General features: G+C 64.9%; 17 protein-coding genes. 9 read left to right on the top strand and 8 right to left on the bottom strand.

Translation table 11 applies throughout. From position 1 onward, the window contains the following. Positions 1-32: 32 nt before the first annotated feature. Positions 33-1,379 carry an MFS transporter gene (locus tag ACODTW_RS02920; RefSeq protein ID WP_488944380.1) on the bottom strand — a complete coding sequence of 449 codons (1,347 nt, stop codon included), beginning with the start codon at positions 1,377-1,379 and terminating at the stop codon, positions 33-35. A 374-nt stretch (positions 1,380-1,753) separates the two neighbouring features. Here ACODTW_RS02920 and ACODTW_RS02915 point away from each other — a divergent pair, with 374 nt between their 5' ends. From ACODTW_RS02915 to ACODTW_RS02905, 3 genes are all read left to right on the top strand, one after another. Further along, positions 1,754-2,227 (top strand): MarR family winged helix-turn-helix transcriptional regulator, encoded by a 474-nt coding sequence (locus ACODTW_RS02915; protein ID WP_488944379.1) that lies wholly within the window; start codon positions 1,754-1,756, stop codon positions 2,225-2,227. A 141-nt stretch (positions 2,228-2,368) separates the two neighbouring features. Further along, a complete protein-coding gene (locus tag ACODTW_RS02910) occupies positions 2,369-2,923 on the top strand; it encodes a nuclear transport factor 2 family protein (protein WP_488944378.1) in 555 nt (184 codons plus the stop codon). 17 nt (positions 2,924-2,940) lie between these two features. Continuing rightward, the gene (locus ACODTW_RS02905; RefSeq protein ID WP_488944377.1) at positions 2,941-3,810 is read left to right on the top strand and encodes an alpha/beta hydrolase; all 870 of its coding nucleotides are present in this window, start codon (positions 2,941-2,943) and stop codon (positions 3,808-3,810) included. A 62-nt stretch (positions 3,811-3,872) separates the two neighbouring features. Here the strand turns inward: ACODTW_RS02905 and ACODTW_RS02900 are convergent, their stop codons facing one another. Beyond that, positions 3,873-4,388 (bottom strand): VOC family protein, encoded by a 516-nt coding sequence (locus ACODTW_RS02900; RefSeq protein ID WP_488944376.1) that lies wholly within the window; start codon positions 4,386-4,388, stop codon positions 3,873-3,875. 15 nt (positions 4,389-4,403) lie between these two features. After that, positions 4,404-5,522 carry an alpha/beta hydrolase family protein gene (locus ACODTW_RS02895; protein ID WP_488944375.1) on the bottom strand — a complete coding sequence of 373 codons (1,119 nt, stop codon included), beginning with the start codon at positions 5,520-5,522 and terminating at the stop codon, positions 4,404-4,406. A 50-nt stretch (positions 5,523-5,572) separates the two neighbouring features. Between ACODTW_RS02895 and ACODTW_RS02890 the strand changes: the two genes are divergently transcribed. Next, the gene (locus tag ACODTW_RS02890; RefSeq protein ID WP_488944374.1) at positions 5,573-6,385 is read left to right on the top strand and encodes a helix-turn-helix transcriptional regulator; all 813 of its coding nucleotides are present in this window, start codon (positions 5,573-5,575) and stop codon (positions 6,383-6,385) included. 13 nt (positions 6,386-6,398) lie between these two features. Here the strand turns inward: ACODTW_RS02890 and ACODTW_RS02885 are convergent, their stop codons facing one another. The 4 genes from ACODTW_RS02885 to ACODTW_RS02870 form a co-directional block, all read right to left on the bottom strand. Further along, on the bottom strand, positions 6,399-7,349 hold the full coding sequence (locus ACODTW_RS02885) for an MBL fold metallo-hydrolase (RefSeq protein ID WP_488944373.1): 951 nt from the start codon (positions 7,347-7,349) through the stop codon (positions 6,399-6,401). Beyond that, entirely contained in the window at positions 7,346-7,549 is a 204-nt protein-coding gene (locus ACODTW_RS02880; RefSeq protein WP_488944372.1) for a DUF2783 domain-containing protein, read from the bottom strand. The genes ACODTW_RS02885 and ACODTW_RS02880 overlap by 4 nt, the downstream gene beginning before the upstream one ends. Before the next feature lie 19 nt (positions 7,550-7,568). After that, positions 7,569-9,170 (bottom strand): FAD-dependent oxidoreductase, encoded by a 1,602-nt coding sequence (locus ACODTW_RS02875; protein WP_488944371.1) that lies wholly within the window; start codon positions 9,168-9,170, stop codon positions 7,569-7,571. Positions 9,171-9,274: 104 nt separating this feature from the next. Continuing rightward, complete coding sequence (locus tag ACODTW_RS02870) at positions 9,275-10,069, bottom strand: IclR family transcriptional regulator (RefSeq protein ID WP_488944370.1); 795 nt, start codon at positions 10,067-10,069, stop codon at positions 9,275-9,277. A gap of 190 nt (positions 10,070-10,259) precedes the next feature. Here ACODTW_RS02870 and ACODTW_RS02865 point away from each other — a divergent pair, with 190 nt between their 5' ends. From ACODTW_RS02865 to ACODTW_RS02845, 5 genes are all read left to right on the top strand, one after another. Beyond that, a complete protein-coding gene (locus ACODTW_RS02865; protein WP_488944369.1) occupies positions 10,260-11,360 on the top strand; it encodes an amidohydrolase family protein in 1,101 nt (366 codons plus the stop codon). Positions 11,361-11,672: 312 nt separating this feature from the next. Then, positions 11,673-14,018, top strand: a complete 2,346-nt coding sequence (locus ACODTW_RS02860; protein WP_488944522.1) for a TonB-dependent receptor — start codon at positions 11,673-11,675, stop codon at positions 14,016-14,018. A 58-nt stretch (positions 14,019-14,076) separates the two neighbouring features. Then, complete coding sequence (locus tag ACODTW_RS02855; RefSeq protein WP_488944368.1) at positions 14,077-15,075, top strand: TauD/TfdA dioxygenase family protein; 999 nt, start codon at positions 14,077-14,079, stop codon at positions 15,073-15,075. Beyond that, on the top strand, positions 15,072-16,703 hold the full coding sequence (locus ACODTW_RS02850) for a thiamine pyrophosphate-requiring protein (RefSeq protein WP_488944367.1): 1,632 nt from the start codon (positions 15,072-15,074) through the stop codon (positions 16,701-16,703). Before ACODTW_RS02855 ends, ACODTW_RS02850 begins: the two co-directional genes overlap by 4 nt. Positions 16,704-16,716: 13 nt before the next feature. Continuing rightward, positions 16,717-18,039, top strand: a complete 1,323-nt coding sequence (locus ACODTW_RS02845) for a spinster family MFS transporter (RefSeq protein WP_488944366.1) — start codon at positions 16,717-16,719, stop codon at positions 18,037-18,039. 17 nt (positions 18,040-18,056) lie between these two features. Here the strand turns inward: ACODTW_RS02845 and ACODTW_RS02840 are convergent, their stop codons facing one another. Beyond that, positions 18,057-19,787, bottom strand: a complete 1,731-nt coding sequence (locus tag ACODTW_RS02840) for an acyl-CoA dehydrogenase family protein (RefSeq protein ID WP_488944365.1) — start codon at positions 19,785-19,787, stop codon at positions 18,057-18,059. Positions 19,788-19,867: the final 80 nt, after the last annotated feature.

Here is a 19,867-nt window from a genome sequence, read left to right as displayed (position 1 = left end):
GGCGACCAATGCAAGTCGCCTCACCGGCTGGTTCAGGCCACAGCGGGGCGGCCGGCAGGGGCGCCTTCGCGGCGGATCGGCTTCAGCGTCAGCACCAGCAGCGCCACGACAACCGGGGGCACGGCAATCATGCTCAGCGTGACCGGCAGGGTGAAGGATGACGACAGGGCCATGCCACCGAACAGCGGGGCGATGATGCCGCCGATGCGCCCGGCACCACCGGCCCAGCCCACGCCCGTGCTGCGCAGCGCCGTCGGATAGACCTGGGTCAGCAGCATGTTCAGCCCCGCCTGACCGCCCGACTGGCAGAAGCTCCAGCAGATCAGCAGCGCCACGAAGCCGGCTGTGCCGAAGGGTATATGACCCATCAGGATCAGGGTCGTTGCGATACCGATATAATAGGCGGGGATCAGGCGCGTCGGGCCGATGCGGTCCATCAGGAAGCCGATGGTGACGGTACCGACCATGCCACCGACGAAGCCCGTCATGGAGACGATGGCGAAGCGCTGGATGGAAATGCCGCCCATTTCCTGGAAGAAGGTGGGCAGCCAGGCGGCCAGCAGCGCGATATTGCCCATGGACAGCACGCAGGCTGCGAACATGATGGCGCTGGTCCGGCCCCGTCCTTCGCGGAAGACATCGATGACGTGAGCCTTCACGGCCTTGCCGCCGGTTTCCGCCGTCACGAAACGTTCTTCCCCGGACAGGGTGATCGACCGGTCGATCCAGCGGATGGTGCGGGCGATGGCCGGGTCCGCGGGATTGCGCCCCACGCAGTAGGTCAGCGATTCCGGCAGGAACAACGCCAGCAGCGGCACCAGCGCCAGCGGCATCAGCCCGCCCAGCCAGAAGCCGCTCTGCCAGCCATAATCCGGGATCAGCAGGGCCACGGCCGCACCGGCCGCACTGCCGGCGCTGTAGCCCGCGATGCCGATGGCGATGAACAGCGACCGCCAGCGCTTGGGCGTGAATTCCGCCAGCAGCGCCATGGTCGTGGGCACCACGCTGGCCAGAAACAGGCCTGACAGGCCGCGCAATATGGCCACCATCATCAGCGAGGTGGCAAACACCGTCAGCGTCGTCAGAATGCCGAAAATGATGAAGGCGATGATCAGCATCCGCTTGCGACCGTAATAGTCCGACAGCGGGCTGATGAAGAAGGCGCCCACGGCCAGCCCCGTCTGCTGAAGCACGAAGACCGTGGTCATGCTGGCGGGCGTGGCGCCGAAATCCTTGGCGATGGCCGGGGCGATCTTGCCCACCATGAAGATGTCGAACCCGTCGAAGAACATCGCCAGCGTGGCCAGCAACAGCACGATGCATTGTGGCAGGCCGATGCGGCGCTGGTCGATGAATGTCTGGACGTCGAATGCGGACATGCTGTTCCGCCCCTCCCTTAAGGGTGCCGGACCGCCGTCCGGCCTATGGTCTGTGATGGGGTGCCGGCTTCTGCGGGGTACGGCGGTCGCCGTCCTTTCCGACCGGTCTTTGAGGAATCATTATTATCCATTACGATGATTGCGCGCCAGCCTTCTTGGATGCATGTTCGAAAAATCACGGTTCCGGGCCATGCCAGCATCGCCAGAAGGCTGGAATAAGGTTGAACCATCAATTAACAATGAAATCGGGTCAGCGACCGCCCGCACTCTATCAGGATGAAAGACGACATATGACCAGGCAGGCCAGATCGGATGCGGACCCGGCCCGCAGCGAGGGGGAAGCCGAGGCAACGGGTAGGGACGACACGGCGCCCATGCGCACGAAGCTTGAATTGCCGGGATGGAACGTTCCACATCTGGAATTTTCCACCTTTCGCGTCACCCTGATCGCCAAGGTGATCGACCGGGTGACCATTCGGCGCCTGGCGGAACGCGGCGAACTGACCTATGCCGAATGGCGGGTGCTGGCCCGGCTTGGCACCATGCCGGACGGCGGCACCGTGGGCCAGGTGGCCGATCTGGCCTGGGTTGACAGGGCAGAGGTCAGCCGGGCCGCCCGCTCGCTGGAGGAGCGCGGATATACAAGACGGCGGGAGAATCCCAACGATCTGCGCACCCCCATCCTGTATCTGACCAAGGCCGGCATGAAGCTTTACAAGGCCACCTTGAAAGAACGCATCGCCTTTCATGAGTCGCTGCTGGCCGATCTATCGGCCGACGAAAGGGTCGTGCTGGACGATCTGCTGTCGCGCATCGGTGAGCGGCTGGCCCATCTGTTGAAGAATTGATTCTGCCGGCCGGTTGATTTTAAACCTTGTTGATTCGTCAATGTGAAAGATCATTGATTGATCAACGAGTCGGTGATATTTCTGCCCCAGCTTCCGCCCGCAGCCGATGAACGCGCGGGCCATCTCCGGAAGGGGGAAACAATGGCCGAGACTTGTTGGCCCGATGGCGTTCCCGCGGTCATGCCCGCCGAGGATCGCGCCGAAATCACCGAACTGTTCGCCCGCTACGCCTGGGGCCTGGATCTGGCGGATGAGGAACAGGTCCTGGACACCTTTGCGGAGGATGGGGAGTTCGACCATCTCTGGCAGGGCAAGGCCCAGGGTCGCGAGGCCATCCGCGAGCATCTGCGCGGCCTGTGGTATGACCGCCAGCATTGGTGGTTCGGGCGTCAGCACCTGTTCAACCATTTCATCATGGACCCGCGTCCGGAAGGGGCACGGGTGCGCTGCTTCTTCCAGATCGTGCAATGGAATGCCGATTACGGCACCAACTTCATCTTCGGCATCGGCACGCGCGACGACCGGCTGGTGAAGCGTGACGGGCGCTGGAAATTCTATCGCCTGTTCGTCAATGCCTGGACCAAGGCGGACCAGGTGCCGTGGAAGGGTGAACGCACCATGGTGCCGCGCCCGTTCAATGCCCCGCCACCCGTGGATTGCCGCCCCTTCAGCGTGCAGTCGCAAGACCCGTGGTAAAGAAAGGGGCGGGCAGGATGTCCATTCATGATCGCGTCCGGGCGCTGGGCACGGAATTCTCAATATCGCAGATCCAGGCCTCCATCGCGCTGTTCGCGCCGATGCTGCCGCCCGTCGATGAGTCCTGGGTTCGCCGCGACCTGTCCTATGGACCCGACGCCCGACACCGGCTGGATGTGTTCGATGCGGGACAGGGGGAGGTGGGCGACCGTCCCATCCTGATCTTCCTGCATGGCGGTGGATTCGTTGGCGGCGACAAGGGCGCGCCGGGGGCACCGTTCTACAATAATGTCGGCGCCTGGGCGGCCGATCAGGGCTGGCTGGGCATCACCGCCACCTATCGGCTGGCGCCCACCCATCCCTGGCCGTCAGGAGCGGAGGATGTGGCCCGCTTGGTCAATTGGGTCAGGAGCCAGGCGCGGGGCTGGGGAGCGGACTCAAGCCGCATCGTGCTGATGGGACAGTCGGCCGGCGCGGCGCATGTCGCGTCTTATGTCGGCGGACAGGGATTTGCCGACGCGGCGGCTGCCTGCATCGCGGGGGCCATCATGCTGTCTGGTCTGTACGATGTGCCCAGCGCAGCGCGTAATCCGTATCAGGATGCCTATTTCGGCACCGACCCGGCCCGGTTCCCGGCGCAATCCAGCGTCGACGAGCTGGCGATGACGGCCGTACCCTGCCTGTTCACCGTATCAGAAAACGATCCGGCGGATTTCCAGCGTCAGGCGTCACTGCTGGTGGCCCGCCGGGTGGCGGCCACGGGCCGCTGGCCGGATTTCCACTGGCTGGAGGGGCACAATCATATCAGCCCCGTGCATCAGATCCGGTCGTCCGTGGATATGCTGGGGCCGGTTCTGGCGCGGTTTGTGGAAAGGGTGGCCGGGTAGGGGGCGCTGATCCGTCGGTCGGGGCGAGGTATGGGCCTCACCCCGACCGACGGTGCTGGACGCTACCCAAGCCGCTTCTCCTTCTCCACCACCCACCGCGCCAGTTCCCCATGCGCAGTACGGGCGACGGCTTGCATATGGTCGTCGGGCACGGTCGGGGTGGTCAGTTCCACGCGCAAGCCGTTGGGGTCAAAGAAATAGATGGATTTGATGATGTGATGATCGGTGACGCCGATGACCTCCACCCCTGCGGCCTGCAGGCGAGCCATAGCCTGTTCCACCTCCGCCACGCTGCCGACGCGCAGGGCGATGTGGTTGACCCAGGCCGGCGTGTTGGGCGAGGGCGCGGCGGCCACATCATCACCCAGATCGAAGAAGGCCATGTAGGAGCCGTCGCGCATCTGGAAGAAGATATGGACATAGGGGCAATATTCGCCCGTGCTGGGCACATTGTCGCTGCGGATGACATGCACCAGCGGCAGGCCCAGCAGTTCCTCGTAAAAATGCCGGGTCTCCTCCGCATCGCGGCAGCGCCAGGCGAAATGGTGAAGGCCATGGATGGGAACAGGGGGCTGCATGCTGCGTCTCCTGGATCAAAGCCGGCCGCACCAGCCGGCAATATGGTCGGCAACCTCGTCAACCAGATGGGGCTGACCGCTGAGATAATGGTTGCCGCCCTTGATGGCGTGCCGTTGCACCCGGCCCTGTGCCGCTTCTGCCCAGGCTGCATTGTCGGACGGGAACACCGACGGATCGGCCGTATATTCCAGCAGCAGGACCGGCACACTGGTCCGGGCAAGATTGGCCGGACCGTCGCCCCGGCTGCTGGGCGACCACTGGCTGAGATATCCGGTCAGCGAGGTATAGCGCCCCATGCTGTTGGCGGCATAGTTCTGCGCCCGCGGCGGCCCCCAGACAGTCGTGCCTGGGACGCGGTCATTGGGGTCGATGCTTGGGTCCAGGCAGCGCGGATCGGCCAGCGTGCGGTGGATGACGAAGGCTTCGTCGCGCATGCCGTCGGCCCGTGCGCGCAACTGGCTGAGCCGGTCGCGGGCCCAGGCCTCGATCCCGGCATTGCGCGCGCGCTGTGCCCGGCGATAGCGTTCCATGAAGGCGGCGCTGTAGGGCGGGCCGTTGTCCGGGTTAAACATGTCCAACTGCGTGCAGGACGGCATCGGGTCATGTTCGTCGACCACGGCGGGATCGATCCAGGTTTCCATCAGGCGGGACCGGCCCAGATGCGCCGCCGCCAGGACAATGCCATTGGCCGGCGGCAGGTCTTCAGGGCGCAGGTCGATCGGGTCGCCCGCTGGCGTGTCGGTGATGGTCAGCCGTTCGGCCTGCGCCTGATAGAAGGCCGACAGGGCCGCCCCGCCGGAATTGCCGATCAGCGCCACGCGGTCGAACCCCTGCCGGCGCAGCCAGGCGACACCGGCCCCCATATCCTGGATCACCTGTTCCAGCAGCAGCACGGCATCATTGCCCATGTAGCGCGAATTCAGCGCCAGCGTGGCAATGCCGCGCGCTGCCAACGGGGCGACAAGATAATGGCCCATGAAATTGCTGGTCGGATGCATGATGATGGCGGCGGTCCTGGCCCCCGGCGGCCGGGCAAAGGCGCCATAGATGCGCGGGCGCAGCATCTGCAGGCCCGACTGGCTTTCCATGGCGGCCCCCGGCCGCACATCGATGACGACGAGTTCCAGGTTCATACTTCCTCCCCAACGGTTTGATTTATTTATAGTTCTTGGCGGATCACAACATGCGTAACGGCGTTCAGGACGACATCACTGACCGGCTTTGCGCCCTGTCGGAAGCGGTGGCCGCCATCGGCCGTCCGCGGTTCGATGACGCGCTGCTGACGGCCGTGGCGCGGGTGATCCCGGTCGACCATTGCACCATCCTTTGCTATTCGGCGGCGGGTGGGTTGAAGCAGGTGGGCGGGTCCAGCATGCATGACCGGGCGACGGTGCTGTCGCTGGGCCGCGACTATGTCGCCGGCCTGCATGAATTCGACCCGAATTTCGCGGAACTGGCCCGCCTCTCCAGCAGCCGCAAGGTGATCTTCCGCCGCCACGACCCGGCGCGCTTCACCACTCAGGATTATCTGCGCCGCTTCTACACGACCGTCGGTATCGTCGATAAGGTGTCCTATATCTGGCGCACCTCCGATCTGGCCTTCTATCTGAACTTTTACCGCTCGTTGCGCTCGGGCACGTTCGAGGCGGGGGAGGTCGATCTTCTGTCCCGGCTGACCCCGCTGTTGACCAGCATCGTCCGCCAGCATTGCGCCCATTACATCGTGCAGTCGGACATCAATGCCGGCCGTACCCTGCCGTTTGTCGAACGGCTGGTGGAACTGGCGGAGGAGACGTTGAGCACGCGGGAACTGGCCGTGTGCTGCCGCATCGTGCTGGGCTATCAGACGGACGGGATCGCCGCCGATCTGGGCGTGCGCCCGTCCACGGTGACGACCCTGCGCAAGCGGGCCTACCAGAAGCTGGGCATCGCTTCGCAGGCGGAATTGTTCGCGCTGTGCCTGCGCAACCTGCCCCGGCTGATGCGGTCCCCCTGAGCGTGGCATGGCGTCAGCCCCGCAACAGGGACCAGAGCGCCTGGTCACGCTCGGCCGTCCAGGGGGTGGGATGTTCACCGCCCTGCAACTGTTCCAGCATCCGCGCCACGTCAAAGGGCAGGACATGCGCGAAGACGGGCCAGTCGCCATAAAGCGGGGTCATGACCCGTTCGGCTTCCGCGTAGCAGGCTTTCAGATCGGCGCCGCGCGCGTGGGCGGCGGCTACGGTGTCGCGCAGGGTGGTCAGGAAGCCCTGCGTGGCGTCGATGGCGGCGGTCACCGCCTCTCGTGTCTGCAAGGCTGCACCGCGGCCCGGCACCATGGTGGTGGCCGGCAGGTCGCGCAGTCGGCCCAGCGTGTCGATCCAGTCGGCGACATAGCCGTCGCCGGCATAGACACCGCAGCGGTTTTCAACCAGGTCGCCGGAGAACAGCACACCGCAACTGGGAATCCAACAGACGGAATCGCCGGCCGTATGGCCCCGGCCCAGATGCCGGAAATGCAGGTCCCGGTTGCCCAAGCGCAGGGTCAGCCCCTGATCGAACACCAGGTCAGGCCAGGTCAGGCCAGGGATTTCCTCCACGCCCCGGAACAGGCGGGGGAAGCGGCGCACTTCGGACTCGAAATCATCGGGACCGCGTTCGGTAATCAGGTCCAGCGTGGCCTGACTGGCGATCAGGGCGGCGTCGGTGAAGGCCGAGGCACCCATCACCCGCACCGCATGGTAATGCGACAGGAAGACATATTTCACGGGCTTGTCGGTGACGCTGCGGATGGCGGCCAGCATCTCCCGTGCCAGGGTGGGAGTGGCGCGGGTGTCGATCGCCACGACATAGTCCGGCCCGACGACGAACCCGCAATTCGGGTCGAAATCGCTGACATAGCCATAGACGTCGCGGGCCAGTTCGACCAGACGCGGGGTTTGCTGGGCATTGTCGGCGGCGGACGCAAAGGATTGGGTCACGGGGCGGTCCCTTGGTTGGCGGCGGCGCGGGCGGCGGCAAGACAGGCGGTCAGCACCGCCTGATCGCCGATCTGATTGGCCAGAAGCAGAACTAGGCGGGTATTCAGCGCGTGGCTTTCCGGCGTGCTGAGACCCGCATGCGCATCCAGCAGCGCTTCGTAAAAGCCATCGGAATCGGTGAAATTAGATGTGCTTTGCATGGGATAGCTCCCCGGGGGATCAGGCGCGGCCGCTGGCTTGCGCCAGGGCGGTGCGCACATCCGCGATGGTGGCGTCGGACAGGTGGGCGGCTTCGTGCAGGTCGGGACGAACCAGCAGCACATCGCCCGGCAACAGGTTCAGGGCGGCCAGATCGTCCGCCGCCAGCCCATGCACGCGCAAGGGCCAGCCATCGCGGACCAATTGCGACAGGCCCGCCCCCAGCGCGTCGGCGCCGTCGCGTGGTCGCCACAGGGCCAGGAAAGGCGCGCCGTCACCGGCCAGCAGGTCGGTCAGGCGCCCATTGCCCAGCGGCAGGTTGGGCAGGGCGGCGCCCGCATCGCCTGTGGTCAGGGGGGAAGGCGCATAGCGGTGGGGCACGCACATCCGGCCGGTGTTCAGCAGCAGCCGGGCAAAGGCATGGTCCGGGGCCAGATCCAGCACGGCGGTACGGATCATCCGCTCCATCTCGCTGCGCGGGGCCAGGAACCGGCCGGACCGGCGGGTGACGCGGATATTCTCCTCTGCGGCCGGGCGGCGTTCGGCATTGTAGCTGTCCAGCAGCGTTTCCGGGGCCTGACCATTCAGGACCAGCGTCAGCTTCCAGGCCAGGTTTTCCGCGTCCTGGATGCCGCTATTGCCGCCGCGTGCGCCGAACGGACTTTTCACATGGGCAGCATCGCCGATGAAAAAGACCCGGCCACAGCGGAAATCATCCATCAACTGCGTGCGGTAGGAATAGGCGCCAACCCACACCAGTTCGAAATCGACATCGGGGCCCAACTGGTCGCGCAGCCGCCGGGCGGCGGTCTCTGGCCGGCTGGCCTCGTTCGGATCGGTGTTGGGCAGCATCTGGTAATCGATGCGCCAGACGCCATCCGCCATCAGATGCTGCCAGACGGCGCGTCCCTCATTGAAGGGTGCTTCCACCCAGGTCCAGCGCTCAATGGGCAAATCCTTGGCGAAACGGACGTCGGAGATGCACCAGCGATCCTCTCCCAGCTCTCCGCGCGTCGTCAGGCCCAAGGCTTGCCGCACGCGGCTGGCATGGCCGGAGCCGTCGATCACCCAGTCGGCTTCCAGCATGTAGCCACCATCGGGCGTTTCCACCGTCAGCGTGGCGCCGCCTGCATCCTGGCGGATATCCGTCACCCGGTTGCGCCAGCGCAGATCGGTGCGGCCCAGTTCCCGGATACGGTCCACCAGGAACCATTCGATGTAGAATTGCTGGATATTGATGAAGGGCGGCTGGGCCGACATGTTGCCCTCGGCCAGGTCGAACCGGTACAGCGCGTCATGCCCGCGCAGTACCTTGCCAACCGACCAGGTGATGCCCTTGTCACGGATGCGGTCGTAAATGCCCAGACGGTCAAAGATTTCCAGGCTTTTCCGGGCATAGCAGATGCCGCGGCTCGCGGCACCGCGCACGCCCACCGTGTCATCCTCGTCCAGGACGACGGTGGAAATGCCCCGGCTGGCCAGATCGCAAGCCAGCGTCAGGCCGGCCAGACCGGCCCCCACGATCGCCACCTGATGGCGATGGGCGGCTCGTCCGGACATTTCCGGTGGCCGAACATATTCGTAAACGGGCAGGTCATAGCCTGCGGGTGACAACCCGGTCACGTCCCCCTCCCCATTTTGTGGCTGTCCGGGAACTTTGCCCCGGTTCGATGGGCCAACTATGCGGCAGGGAAAGGGGAAATTCTGTCCCCCTTAAAGGGGACGCTTCAAACGGTGTCGGTTGGAGGGGTGGTGGGACGGAAACTCAGCATCTCGCTGAAGGCGGCCGCCTGTTCGCGCACATCGGCGGCGACATCGTCTGCCTTCAGCCGGGCAAAGCGGTATGCCGGCTGGGTGAGGCCCAGAGAGCCGATCAGCGAGCGGCGGGGGCCGAAGACGGGGGCGGCGACGCCGGCCATTTCCGCCGCCTCGCTGAAGAAGAAGGCCACGCCGTCGCTGCGGATCTTCTCCATCTCCGCGCCAAGCGTGGCCATTTCCGCCGGGGGTTCGTGGGTGATTGGGCCCGGTCCCGCTTCGGCATAGGCGGCGGCGAACTCCTCCTCCGGCAGGAAGGCCAGGATCGACCGCCCCAGGGAACCCCAGAACAAAGACAGTTCCGTATCAGGTTCCAGCACATGGCGCAGCGGGTGGGGCGTCTGGATGACTTCCACCACCAGGGCCTTGTGTGTCATCGGCCGATACAGTGTGAAGACCGCCGTTTCCTGCCACCGGTCCCACAGCTTGCGCAGATAGGGCCGGACCAGTGTCCGGTAATCCATGTGCCGCAGCACTTGCGAGGCCAGCCGGAACAGTTCGCGGCCGGGTCGGTAGGCGGTACCCTTCGACCGTTCCACCATGCCGGCGCGGACCAGAACCTGCAAAAGCCGATGGACGCTGCTGATGGGCAGGCCAGCCCGTTCCGCCAGGTCCTTCAGGGCGAAGTCACCCCCCTGGTCCGCGATGACGTTCAGCAGCAGCATCAGCCGCGCACCCGACCCCCGTTCCAGATCATCCATCGACATGTCGCATTCCGTCCTGGCTGTGCCGCCACCGCTATCAAATTGCGGCGGTCGATGGATCATTCATAGAGCAAAAATTCCGTATAATGAAATCGTTATTTCTCATAATGGAATCTGCTTGACTTCCCCAGGCGAACGGATAGCCTGCCAAACGTAATGACCCCGGCAGAGGGTCATACGGGGGGAGGTGATCATGCCCATCGACCGAAGAGGGTTCGTCGCGGGTAGTGTCGGCCTTGTCGCATCCGCCGTGGGTGCTGTATCGGAAACCCAGGCAAAGCCGGCCGCGACCGTCAAGTCACCACGTCATCGCAGGATCGCGACGGAAGAGGCCTGGTCCTTTCCGGAGCATCTGGACGCCCTGGCCGCACTTGCGCAGGGCAACTGGCACAATCTGGATGTGGAGGTGGTCAATCCCGCCGGCTCAAAGGCGACGGAGCCTTTGTACGTCAATCTGATGGACACGCAAGGCCGGTTGCGGGAAATGGACCGGCTGGGTGTCGATGTCCACATCCTGTCGCTGACAGCGCCCGGCGTTCAGCTTCTGCGCCCCGATCGGGCTGTGGCCCTGGCTGCACTGGCCAACGACCGGTTGGCCGACGTGGTGCGATCAGCGCCGGGGCGCTTTGGCGGCCTGGCCTCTTTCGCGCCGCAGGACCCGGCGGCGGCAGCGCGGGAGATGGAACGCGCGGTGCGGACGCTGGGCCTGAATGGCTTCATCGTCAACTCCCACACGGACAATGAATATCTGGACCAGCAGAAATTCTGGCCCATCCTGGAAGCGGCAGAGGCGCTGGACCGGCCGATCTATATTCATCCCCGCTGTCCGGCCGACACCATGGCAGGGCCGTTCCGGGGCACCCGGCTGCAATCGGCCATCTGGGGCTTTGCCGTGGAAACCGGCACCCATGTCATGCGCATGATCACGTCGGGAATTTTCGACCGGTTCCCGAAATTGCAGATCATCATCGGCCATATGGGGGAGAATATTCCCTTCCACCTGTGGCGCAGCGACCATTGGTTTGAACGGCGGCGGGCGGCCTATGGCTCGTCCCTGAGCCCATCGGAAGTAATGAAACGTAACATTATCATCACCACCAGCGGCGTCGAACATGGCCCGGCCTTGCGCTATGCCATCGAGGTGCTGGGCGAAGACCGGATCATGTGGGCCATCGATTACCCTTATGAAGCGATGGAACCGTCCGTCACCTTCATGGACAAGGTCGAGATCACGGAGAAGCAGCGCGCAGCCATTTTCCACGGCAATGCAGAGCGGGTGTTCCGGTTGCAGTGATTTCTCGGGTGGGAGGGTGAAGGACCATCACCCTCGCTTAAGGACGGCGGGATCAACCGCGTCCTGTGTCTTCAAACGGTTCCGTATCCTGCCACCGTGACCGGCCTGCCGGCGCGGACAGGGCGGGTCTGTCTCTACGGGATGGAAATTCCATTCCGCGGAATGGTGACGATGGTCGTGTCCGGGCAGGGCCGGCCTCACAGCATAAGAACAAGCCAGAACAGCGCACAACAACATCAGGGAGGAAAAACAATGCGGAAGTCATTTCCCAAAATTCCCCACGCCGCGACCGGGTGCGGTTTCGTGGCGGCGATGCTTTTCGCCTGTGCCGGCCCGGCCGCAGCGCAGGCCGCCGCCAATGGCGAGGCCAAGACTGAACTGCTGGAGGAAATCGTCGTCACGGCGCAGTTCCGCACCCAGCGCCTGCAGGATACGCCCATCGCCATCACGGCCATGACCGGCGACATGCTGGAGGCACGCAGCCAGACCAGCATCGCCCAGGTGGCAGCGCAGGCGCCGAACGTCAATTTGCAGGAAGCGCCTGCCACCTACGGCCCGTCCATCCAGGCCTTCATCCGCGGCGTCGGTCAGGCGGATAGCACCTTTGCGCTGGAACCCGGCGTCGGCCTTTATGTGGATGATGTCTATTATTCCACCCTGCAGGGCTCCATGCTGGACCTTCTGGACCTGCAGCGTGTGGAAATCCTGCGCGGTCCGCAGGGAACACTGGCGGGGCAGAATTCCATCGGCGGCGCCATCCGGCTTTATTCCAAGCGGCCTGACGGCAAGGGCGGCGGCTATGTCCAGGGCACCTATGGCAGCTATAACCGCACGGAATTCCGGGGCGGGGCCGATTTCACCATCGCCCCGGACCAGCTTTTCGCCCGCATCAGCGGCACGTCGGTGGAACGCGACGGCTATGTCACCCGCTATGATTATCGCTGCACGCATCCGACTTCGACCGTGCGCTCCTTCAATCTGAAGGACAATTGCAAGCTGGGGACCGAAGGCGGAAAGTCCTATGCCGCCGGCCGAGCCTCCGTGCGCTGGACCCCCGGTTCGGATACGGAGGTGCTGCTGACCGGTGACGTTACCCAGGATGACAGCGAATCCTCCCCCTCCACCCTGCTATATGTCGGATCGACCACGGCGCCCGGTTCGCCGACCACGGCGCCCTATACGATCGACGGGGTGCCGTTGGGCACGGCCACCGGGTCGGCCTTCATCAGCTATTCGCCCTATGGCGATTATGCCCGCGACACCTTCACCAACAGCCCCTATGTCAGTTACGAGAACTACCTGAACTATGCCCCGCGTGACGGCACGGCCCCCTACGCCGCACCGGCCCGCAATTCGCTGGATACCTGGGGCACGTCGGCGAATATCGAGCATCATTTCACCGACAGCCTGTCGGTGACCTCCATCACCGCCTATCGCCATTACAACGCCATCTACACCTCGGCGGAATCCTCCCCTATTGCCACGGCGCTGACGGCCAATGATGTCACGCATGAGCAGACGACCCAGGAACTCCGCCTGTCCGGGGCCATCGGCACCTTGGTCAATTTCACCGTCGGCGGCTTCTATCTGGATGCCCACAGCCAGGGCGGGTCGCGCGTGCAGCTGCCTACGCTGGAATTCCGCCAGATCGATGATGTGAAGTCGAAGACCAAGGCAGCCTTTGCCAATGTCGAACTGCATGCAACCGAAGATCTGACCTTTGTTGCCGGTGCCCGCTATTCCGACATCAGCAAGGACTTCACCTATTACCGCAATGGCACGCCCGGCAATATCTACAATGGTGCTGCCCCGCCGTCGCTGGCCCCGCTGAACGGGTTGAAGGCCGCCTTCAGCGGCGACCATTTCGATTATCGCGGCATTGTGCAGTATCGCTGGTCACCGGAATTCATGACCTATGCCCAGTTCTCCACCGGCTTCAAGAGCGGTGGGGCCAACCCGCGTCCCTTCTATCCGTCGCAGGCCCTGACCCATAATCCGGAGACGCTGGATGCTTATGAAGCAGGCTTCAAGAGCGACCTGTTCAACCGCAGCCTGCGGCTGAATGTTTCTGCGTTCCAGAACGAGTACCACGACATCCTGGTGTCGGTGGCCAATTGCCCGACGGTGCCGGCAACACCCTGCGCCCTGCCGCTGAACGCCGGTGAGGCGGAACTGCGCGGGCTGGAGGCTGAGACGACCTGGGAACCGGTCGATGGCTTGCAGGTCGACGGTTCGCTGGGCTATCTCGACTTCAAATACAAGTCGATTGCGCCCATCGCCGCCAGTGCCGGCATTACGCTGGGCATGGACGCACCCTTTGTCCAGAAATGGCGTTGGAGCCTGGGTGCACAGTACGAGATCGACCTGGGCGGCATCGGGTCGCTGACCCCGCGCGTCGATGTCTCTCACCAAAGCTCCTATTTCTCCCAGGCCATCAACCGGCCGCCGTTCAATCTGGTGCCGGGCCGGACGCTGGCCAACGCCCGCCTGACCTACCGCGACCCGGACAAGGATTGGCAGGTGTCGCTGGAGGTCACGAACCTGACCGACAAGCTTTATTACGACGGTCTGTTCGATAACCGCGCCTCAACCTACTCCATCCAGGGCCGCCCCGGCCGGCCGCGTGAATGGGCGGTCAGCCTGCGGCGCAATTTCTGACGGACGGGCGGCATCGTCCGCCCGTCACTACCCACCTACCTTATCTACGGAGATCATCATGGAAACTGCCCTGAAGGCGCAGAACGGCGCCCCCTTGCCCAATCGCGGGGAAGGAACTGTCGTCGCCGGCCTGCCCATGCCGCGCTTCAACCGCATCATTGTGGAGCCGATCACCGGTGCCTGCGGTGCCGAAATCTCCGGCGTCGACCTGCGCCAGCCGCTGGATGACGAAACCCGGCAGGAGATCATGAAGGCGTTCGAGCATTTCCTGGTCATCGTCTTCCGCGACCAGGATCTGACCATCGAACAGCACAAGGCCTTTTCCGACCTGTTCGGTCCGCGCATGGAACTGCCGCAGGCCCCCACCTATGGCGGCCAGAACGACATGCAGGAGGTACGGCGCGAGGCGTTTGAGCCGTCGACCGTCGTCCCGTCCTTCGAACATTTCCACACCGACAGCCCGTTCCTGGAAGAACCGCCTTTGTGCATCGTCATGCGGGCGCTGGAAGTGCCGAAATTCGGCGGCGACACGGCCTTTTCCAACGGCTATCTGGTCTATGAAAGCCTGTCGGAAGGGTTGAAGAAGCTGCTGGACGGGCTGGACGTGGTCTATTCCGGCCGCGACATCTGGGAACGCAATGAACGGCTGCCGCCGGAAAAGCGCCTGCGCCTGCGCGAAACCCACGGTTTCTCCGAACATGAGCTGGAGAACATTCATCCGGCCGTGCGCATCCATCCGGAAACCGGCCGCAAGGCCCTGTTCGCCACCACCTCCTATTTCCGCCGCTTCGTCGGCTGGAATGACGAGGACAGCCGGGCGCTGGTCAATTACCTGCAGTCGCTGGCCCAGCATCTGCACTTTCATTGCCGGGTGAAGTGGAAGAAGGACACGCTGATCGTCTGGGACAACCGCTTCCTGCTGCATCGCGGCGTGCATGATTACCGTATGGAACGCCGCCATCTGATCCGCACTACCGTGCGCGGTGAACGCCCGCTGGGTCCGCGCGACCTGGCCTCCCTGGGCCTGTCCGGCGAAAAGGAGACGCAGACGCCATGAGCAAGGTCGGAGGCGTGATCGCCGAGATCCTGCGGCGCGAGGGGGTGGACGTCATTTTCGGCTATCCCCGCAATGCCGTGCTGGAAGAAGCCGCGACGGCCGGTATCCGGCCCATCATCGTCCGGCAGGAACGGACGGGCGTCCATATGGCGGACGCCCTGTCGCGGATGAGCCGGGGCCGCCGCATGGGGGTTTTCGCCATGCAGCATGGCCCCGGCACCGAAAACGCCTATGGCGGCGTCGCCCAGGCCTTTTCGGAATCCGTGCCGGTGCTGGTGCTACCCCAGGGCTATGCAAGGCGTCTCGCCTTCGTTCCTGACAATTACAATGCCAGCGTATCGATGCGGGGCATCACCAAACATGCCGAGCCGCTGACGTCGGTGGCCGAAGTGTCGAACGTGATGCGCCGCGCCTTTACGCAATTGCGTAACGGACGGCTGCGCCCCGTGCTGGTGGAACTGCCCTACGACCTGTTGAAGGACGAGGTGCCGGGGCCGCTGGATTACCAGCCGGTGGTGCGCACCCGGTCGGCGCCCGATCCCGACGCGGTGCAGGTGGCGGCCGACATGCTGGTCGCCGCCAGCCGGCCCGTCATCCATGCCGGGCAGGGGGTGCATTGGGCCGAGGCTTACGAGGAACTGCGCACGCTCGCCGAACTGCTGGGCGCGCCGGTCTCCACCAGCCTGGAAGGCAAGAGTGCCTTTGACGAGACGCATGAACTGGCGCTGGGGTCGGGCGGGGCGGCCATCCCGCGCACGGTCCGGCATTTCCTGGACCGGTCGGACCTGATCCTGGGCATCGGCTGCAGCTTCTCCGAAACCGTGTTCGGCGTGTCCATGCCGGCCGACAAGACCATCATCCATGCCACGCTGGACCCGGCCGACCTCAACAAGTCGGTGCGCTGCCAGCATGCGCTGGTGGGAGATGCCAAGCTGACCCTGTCGCTGCTGGTGGATGCCGTCCGCCAGCGCATCGGGGAGCCGCGCGACCGCAGCGCCACGGTGGCGGAGATCAAGGCGGTGGAGCGGGAATGGCTGGCGGAATGGATGCCCCTGCTGACCAGTCCCGACAGCCCCATCAGCCCCTACCGTGTGCTGTGGGATCTGCAACAGACGGTGGATGTGGCCAACACCATCATCACCCATGATGCCGGCAGTCCGCGCGATCAGTTGACCCCGTTCTGGAAGTCCAGCGCCCCCCTGACCTATATCGGCTGGGGCAAGTCGACCCAGTTGGGCTATGGTCTGGGCTTGGCCATGGGGGCGAAGCTGGCCTGCCCGGACAAGCTGTGCATCAATGTCTGGGGCGATGCCGCCATCGGCTTCACGGGCATGGATTTCGAAACGGCGGTGCGCGAACGGCTGCCCATCCTGTCCATCCTGCTGAACAATTCGTCGATGGCCATCGAACTGGACATCATGCCGGAGGCGACGAAGCGTTATCGCGCCACCGACATTTCCGGCGATTATGCCGCCTTCGCCCGCGCGCTCGGCGGTTATGGAGAGCGGATCGAGAAGGTGGAGGATATCGTGCCGGCCATCCTGCGCGGGATCGAAGCGACGGAGCGCGGCCAGCCCGCCCTGCTGGAATTCATCACCACCAAGGAAACCCGCGCCTCGCGGCTTTAGCAGGAACAGCGTCATGCATGAACAGACGAAGACCGAAGCCGTGACAGGCCCGGCCGCCGCCCCCGCCGGTGGCGACTGGTCCCTGCCGACCGTCTATACGCTCGGCTTTCTGACCCTGATTTCCACCTTCAACTATCTGGACCGCGCCATCCTTGGCCTGGCCCTGCCGGCGATCAAGGGGGAGATGGTCGTCTCCGACATGGTGCTGGGGCTGGTGTCCGGCCTGGCCTTCGTCCTGTTTTATTCCTTCCTGGGCATTCCCATCGCCTGGGCGGCCGACCGCTGGAGCCGGCGGAACATCATCGCCATCGGCTTCGGGTTCTGGAGCCTGATGACGGCGCTGACAGGCTTTGTCGGCAATATCTGGCAGTTGGCCATCGCCCGGTTCCTGATGGGGGCGGGGGAGGCGTGCGGGCTGGCGCCGTCCAACGCCATCCTGTCCGATCTGTTCCGCAAGGAAAGGCGGCCGCTGGCCTTCTCCATCTTCGGCACCGCGGCCGCGCTGGCCTTCATCGTCTTTTTCCCCATCGCAGGCTGGGTGCTGGAACATCATGGCTGGCGGGCCATGTTCTTCGCAGCGGGCCTTCCCGGCATGGTGCTGGCGCTGCTGTTTACCCTGACGGTGAAGGAACCGCCGCGCGGGGCCAAGGAGGGCGGGAAGGCGGCGACGGTAGCCGTAGGGTTCGCAGAGACGTTCCGTTTCCTGCTGGGCTCCCGCGCCTACCTTGCCATGGTCGCCGGCGCCATGCTGATGGGCGCCAACCTGTTCGCGGCCAGCGCCTGGACCCCCACCTTCCTGCAACGGGTGCATGGGTTGAGCATGCTGGACATCGCGGCCAGCATCGGCCCGTTGCGCGGGGTGCTGGGGGCGGCCGGCGTGCTGGCCGGTGGCATCCTGATCGACCGGTTCGCCAAATATGATGACAAGCTGCGGGTGCGGCTGCCCGCCATCGCCTGCCTGCTGGTCGGGCCGGCAGAGGTGCTGATGCTGCTGGGGGAAAGCAAGCTGGCCTGGATGACCGGCTATGGCCTCAGCAGTTTTCTGACCCTGATTCACCAGGGGCCCATCTTCGCCGCCGCTGTCAGCGTGGCCAAGGTTCGGATGCGGGCCGTGGCGGTGGCCATCCTGGTCTTTTCAGCCAGCATGCTGGGTCAGGCGCTGGGGCCGCTGTTCGTCGGTACCCTGAACGACCTGCTGGCCCCCAGCTTCGGGCAGGTGGCCATCCGCTATTCCATGCTGATCCTGGTGTTCACGGCTATTGCGGCGGGTCTGCTGTTCTGGATCGCTGGCCGCTGGATCGAGGCGGACGGGCGGCGCGCGCAGGAGGGGGGCTGAACCGGCCCCCCTCTCTTTTATGGCGATGGCGGCAGCAGGGCAGCGCTGTTGCGCACCAGCCGGGCCAGCGCCGGCACATGGGTCAGATGCGTCCAGCAGAAGCTGGCGGCCAGCCGGGCGATATCGTCCGGCGTGCTGTCATCGTGCGCCAGCATGGCCCCGCGTAGTAGCAGGGCCGCCCCCAGCGTGTGGCCCGCCATTTCCAGGAACGGGGTGGCCCCGGCCAGCCGTTCCACCTCGCTGCGGTCGGGTGACAGCAGCCAGTCGATGCACCCCGTCAGGGCGGCCAGTGCTTCCGTCAGCAGGGGGGCGCAGGCGCGCAACAGCGGGGCGTCGGCCGTGGTGGCCGTCTGCGCGTCGACCTGCAATTCCGTCAGAAGGGTGCGGATAGCCGCGCCGCCGGGGGCAACGATCTTGCGCTGGACCAGATCGATGGCCTGGATGCCGTTGGTGCCTTCATAGATGGCGGTGATGCGGACATCGCGCAGGTGCCGTGCCACGCCCGTTTCTTCCACATAGCCGGCCCCGCCATGGACCTGGATACAGGTGGAAGCGATGGCGATGGCGCTGTCGCTGCAATAGGCCTTGACGATGGGCGTCAGCAGCGACGCGCGTTCCAGTGCCGCGCGGCGCTGCCCGGCAACGGCGGCACCATGTGCTGCATCAATGGCCACGGCCGCCGTATAGGCGATCAGGCGGATGGCCAGGGTGCGGGCGCGCATGTCGGTCAACATGCGGCGCACGTCGGGATGGGCGATGATGGGGGATGGCGGGGCGCCGCGCCGGGGACTGCCCTGCTGCCGCGCCTTCGCATAGGCATAGGCTGCCTGGGTTGCCCGCTCTGCCACGGCTACGCCCTGCAGGCCCGTGCCCAGACGGGCGCGGTTCATCATGGTGAACATGCAGGCAAGTCCCTGATGTTCCTGGCCGATGATCCAGCCGACGGCCCCGTCCTTTTCGCCAAAGGCCAGGGTGCAGGTGGGCGACCCGTGCAGGCCCAGCTTATGTTCGATACCCAGGCAGTGCACATCATTGCGTCGGGCGGGGCCACCGGCCGTGTTGGGCAGCCATTTCGGCACCAGGAACAGCGACAGGCCCTTGCTGCCCGGCGGGCCATCGGGCAGGCGGGCCAGGACCAGATGCGCGATGTTCTCCGTCAGGTCATGTTCGCCATAGGTGATGAAGATCTTCTGGCCGAACAGGCGGTAAAGCCCATCTTCCGTCCGTTCCGCCCGGGTGCGGATCAGGTTCAGGTCGGACCCTGCCATCGGTTCGGTCAGGGCCATGGTCGCCATGCAGGTGCCCGCCACCAAGGGCGGCATCCAGGCCTGGCGCAAATCATCATCACCATGGGCCAGCAGCACTTCCATGGCGCCCTGGGTCAGCACCGGGGCCAGCCCGAAGGCCATGCAGGCGGACGTCCAGGCCTCCATCAACGGGGCCGCCACCGATACGGGCAGGCCCATGCCGCCCCATTCCTCCGGCACGTCGACATTGTTCCAGCCGCCTTCAACCCATTGCCGGTAGAACGCGACGAAGCCCTGCGGCATGGTGACGGTGCCGTTGGCATAGTGGACCCCGATCCGGTCGCCGACCGGGTCCAGCGGCGCCAATTCCGCTTCCGCCATCCTGGCGGCGGGGGGAAGCAAGTCGACCAGGATGGCGCCGGCCTCCGCCGGGCCCCCGGCCACACGAAGGGCGAACAGCATGTCGTGCTGGGCGATCTGGAAGGCGTCTGTGTCGTTCATCCTGTTGCCCGCGGCACGCGGGATCCCTTGCCATCGTCGGTTGATCTGCGAGGCATCATGGCATGAAAGCCGATCTGTAT

This window comes from Niveispirillum sp. FG148, from assembly GCF_057809655.1.
Note: the sequence above shows the minus strand (reverse complement) of the source record. Positions and strands in the feature narration are given on the sequence as shown.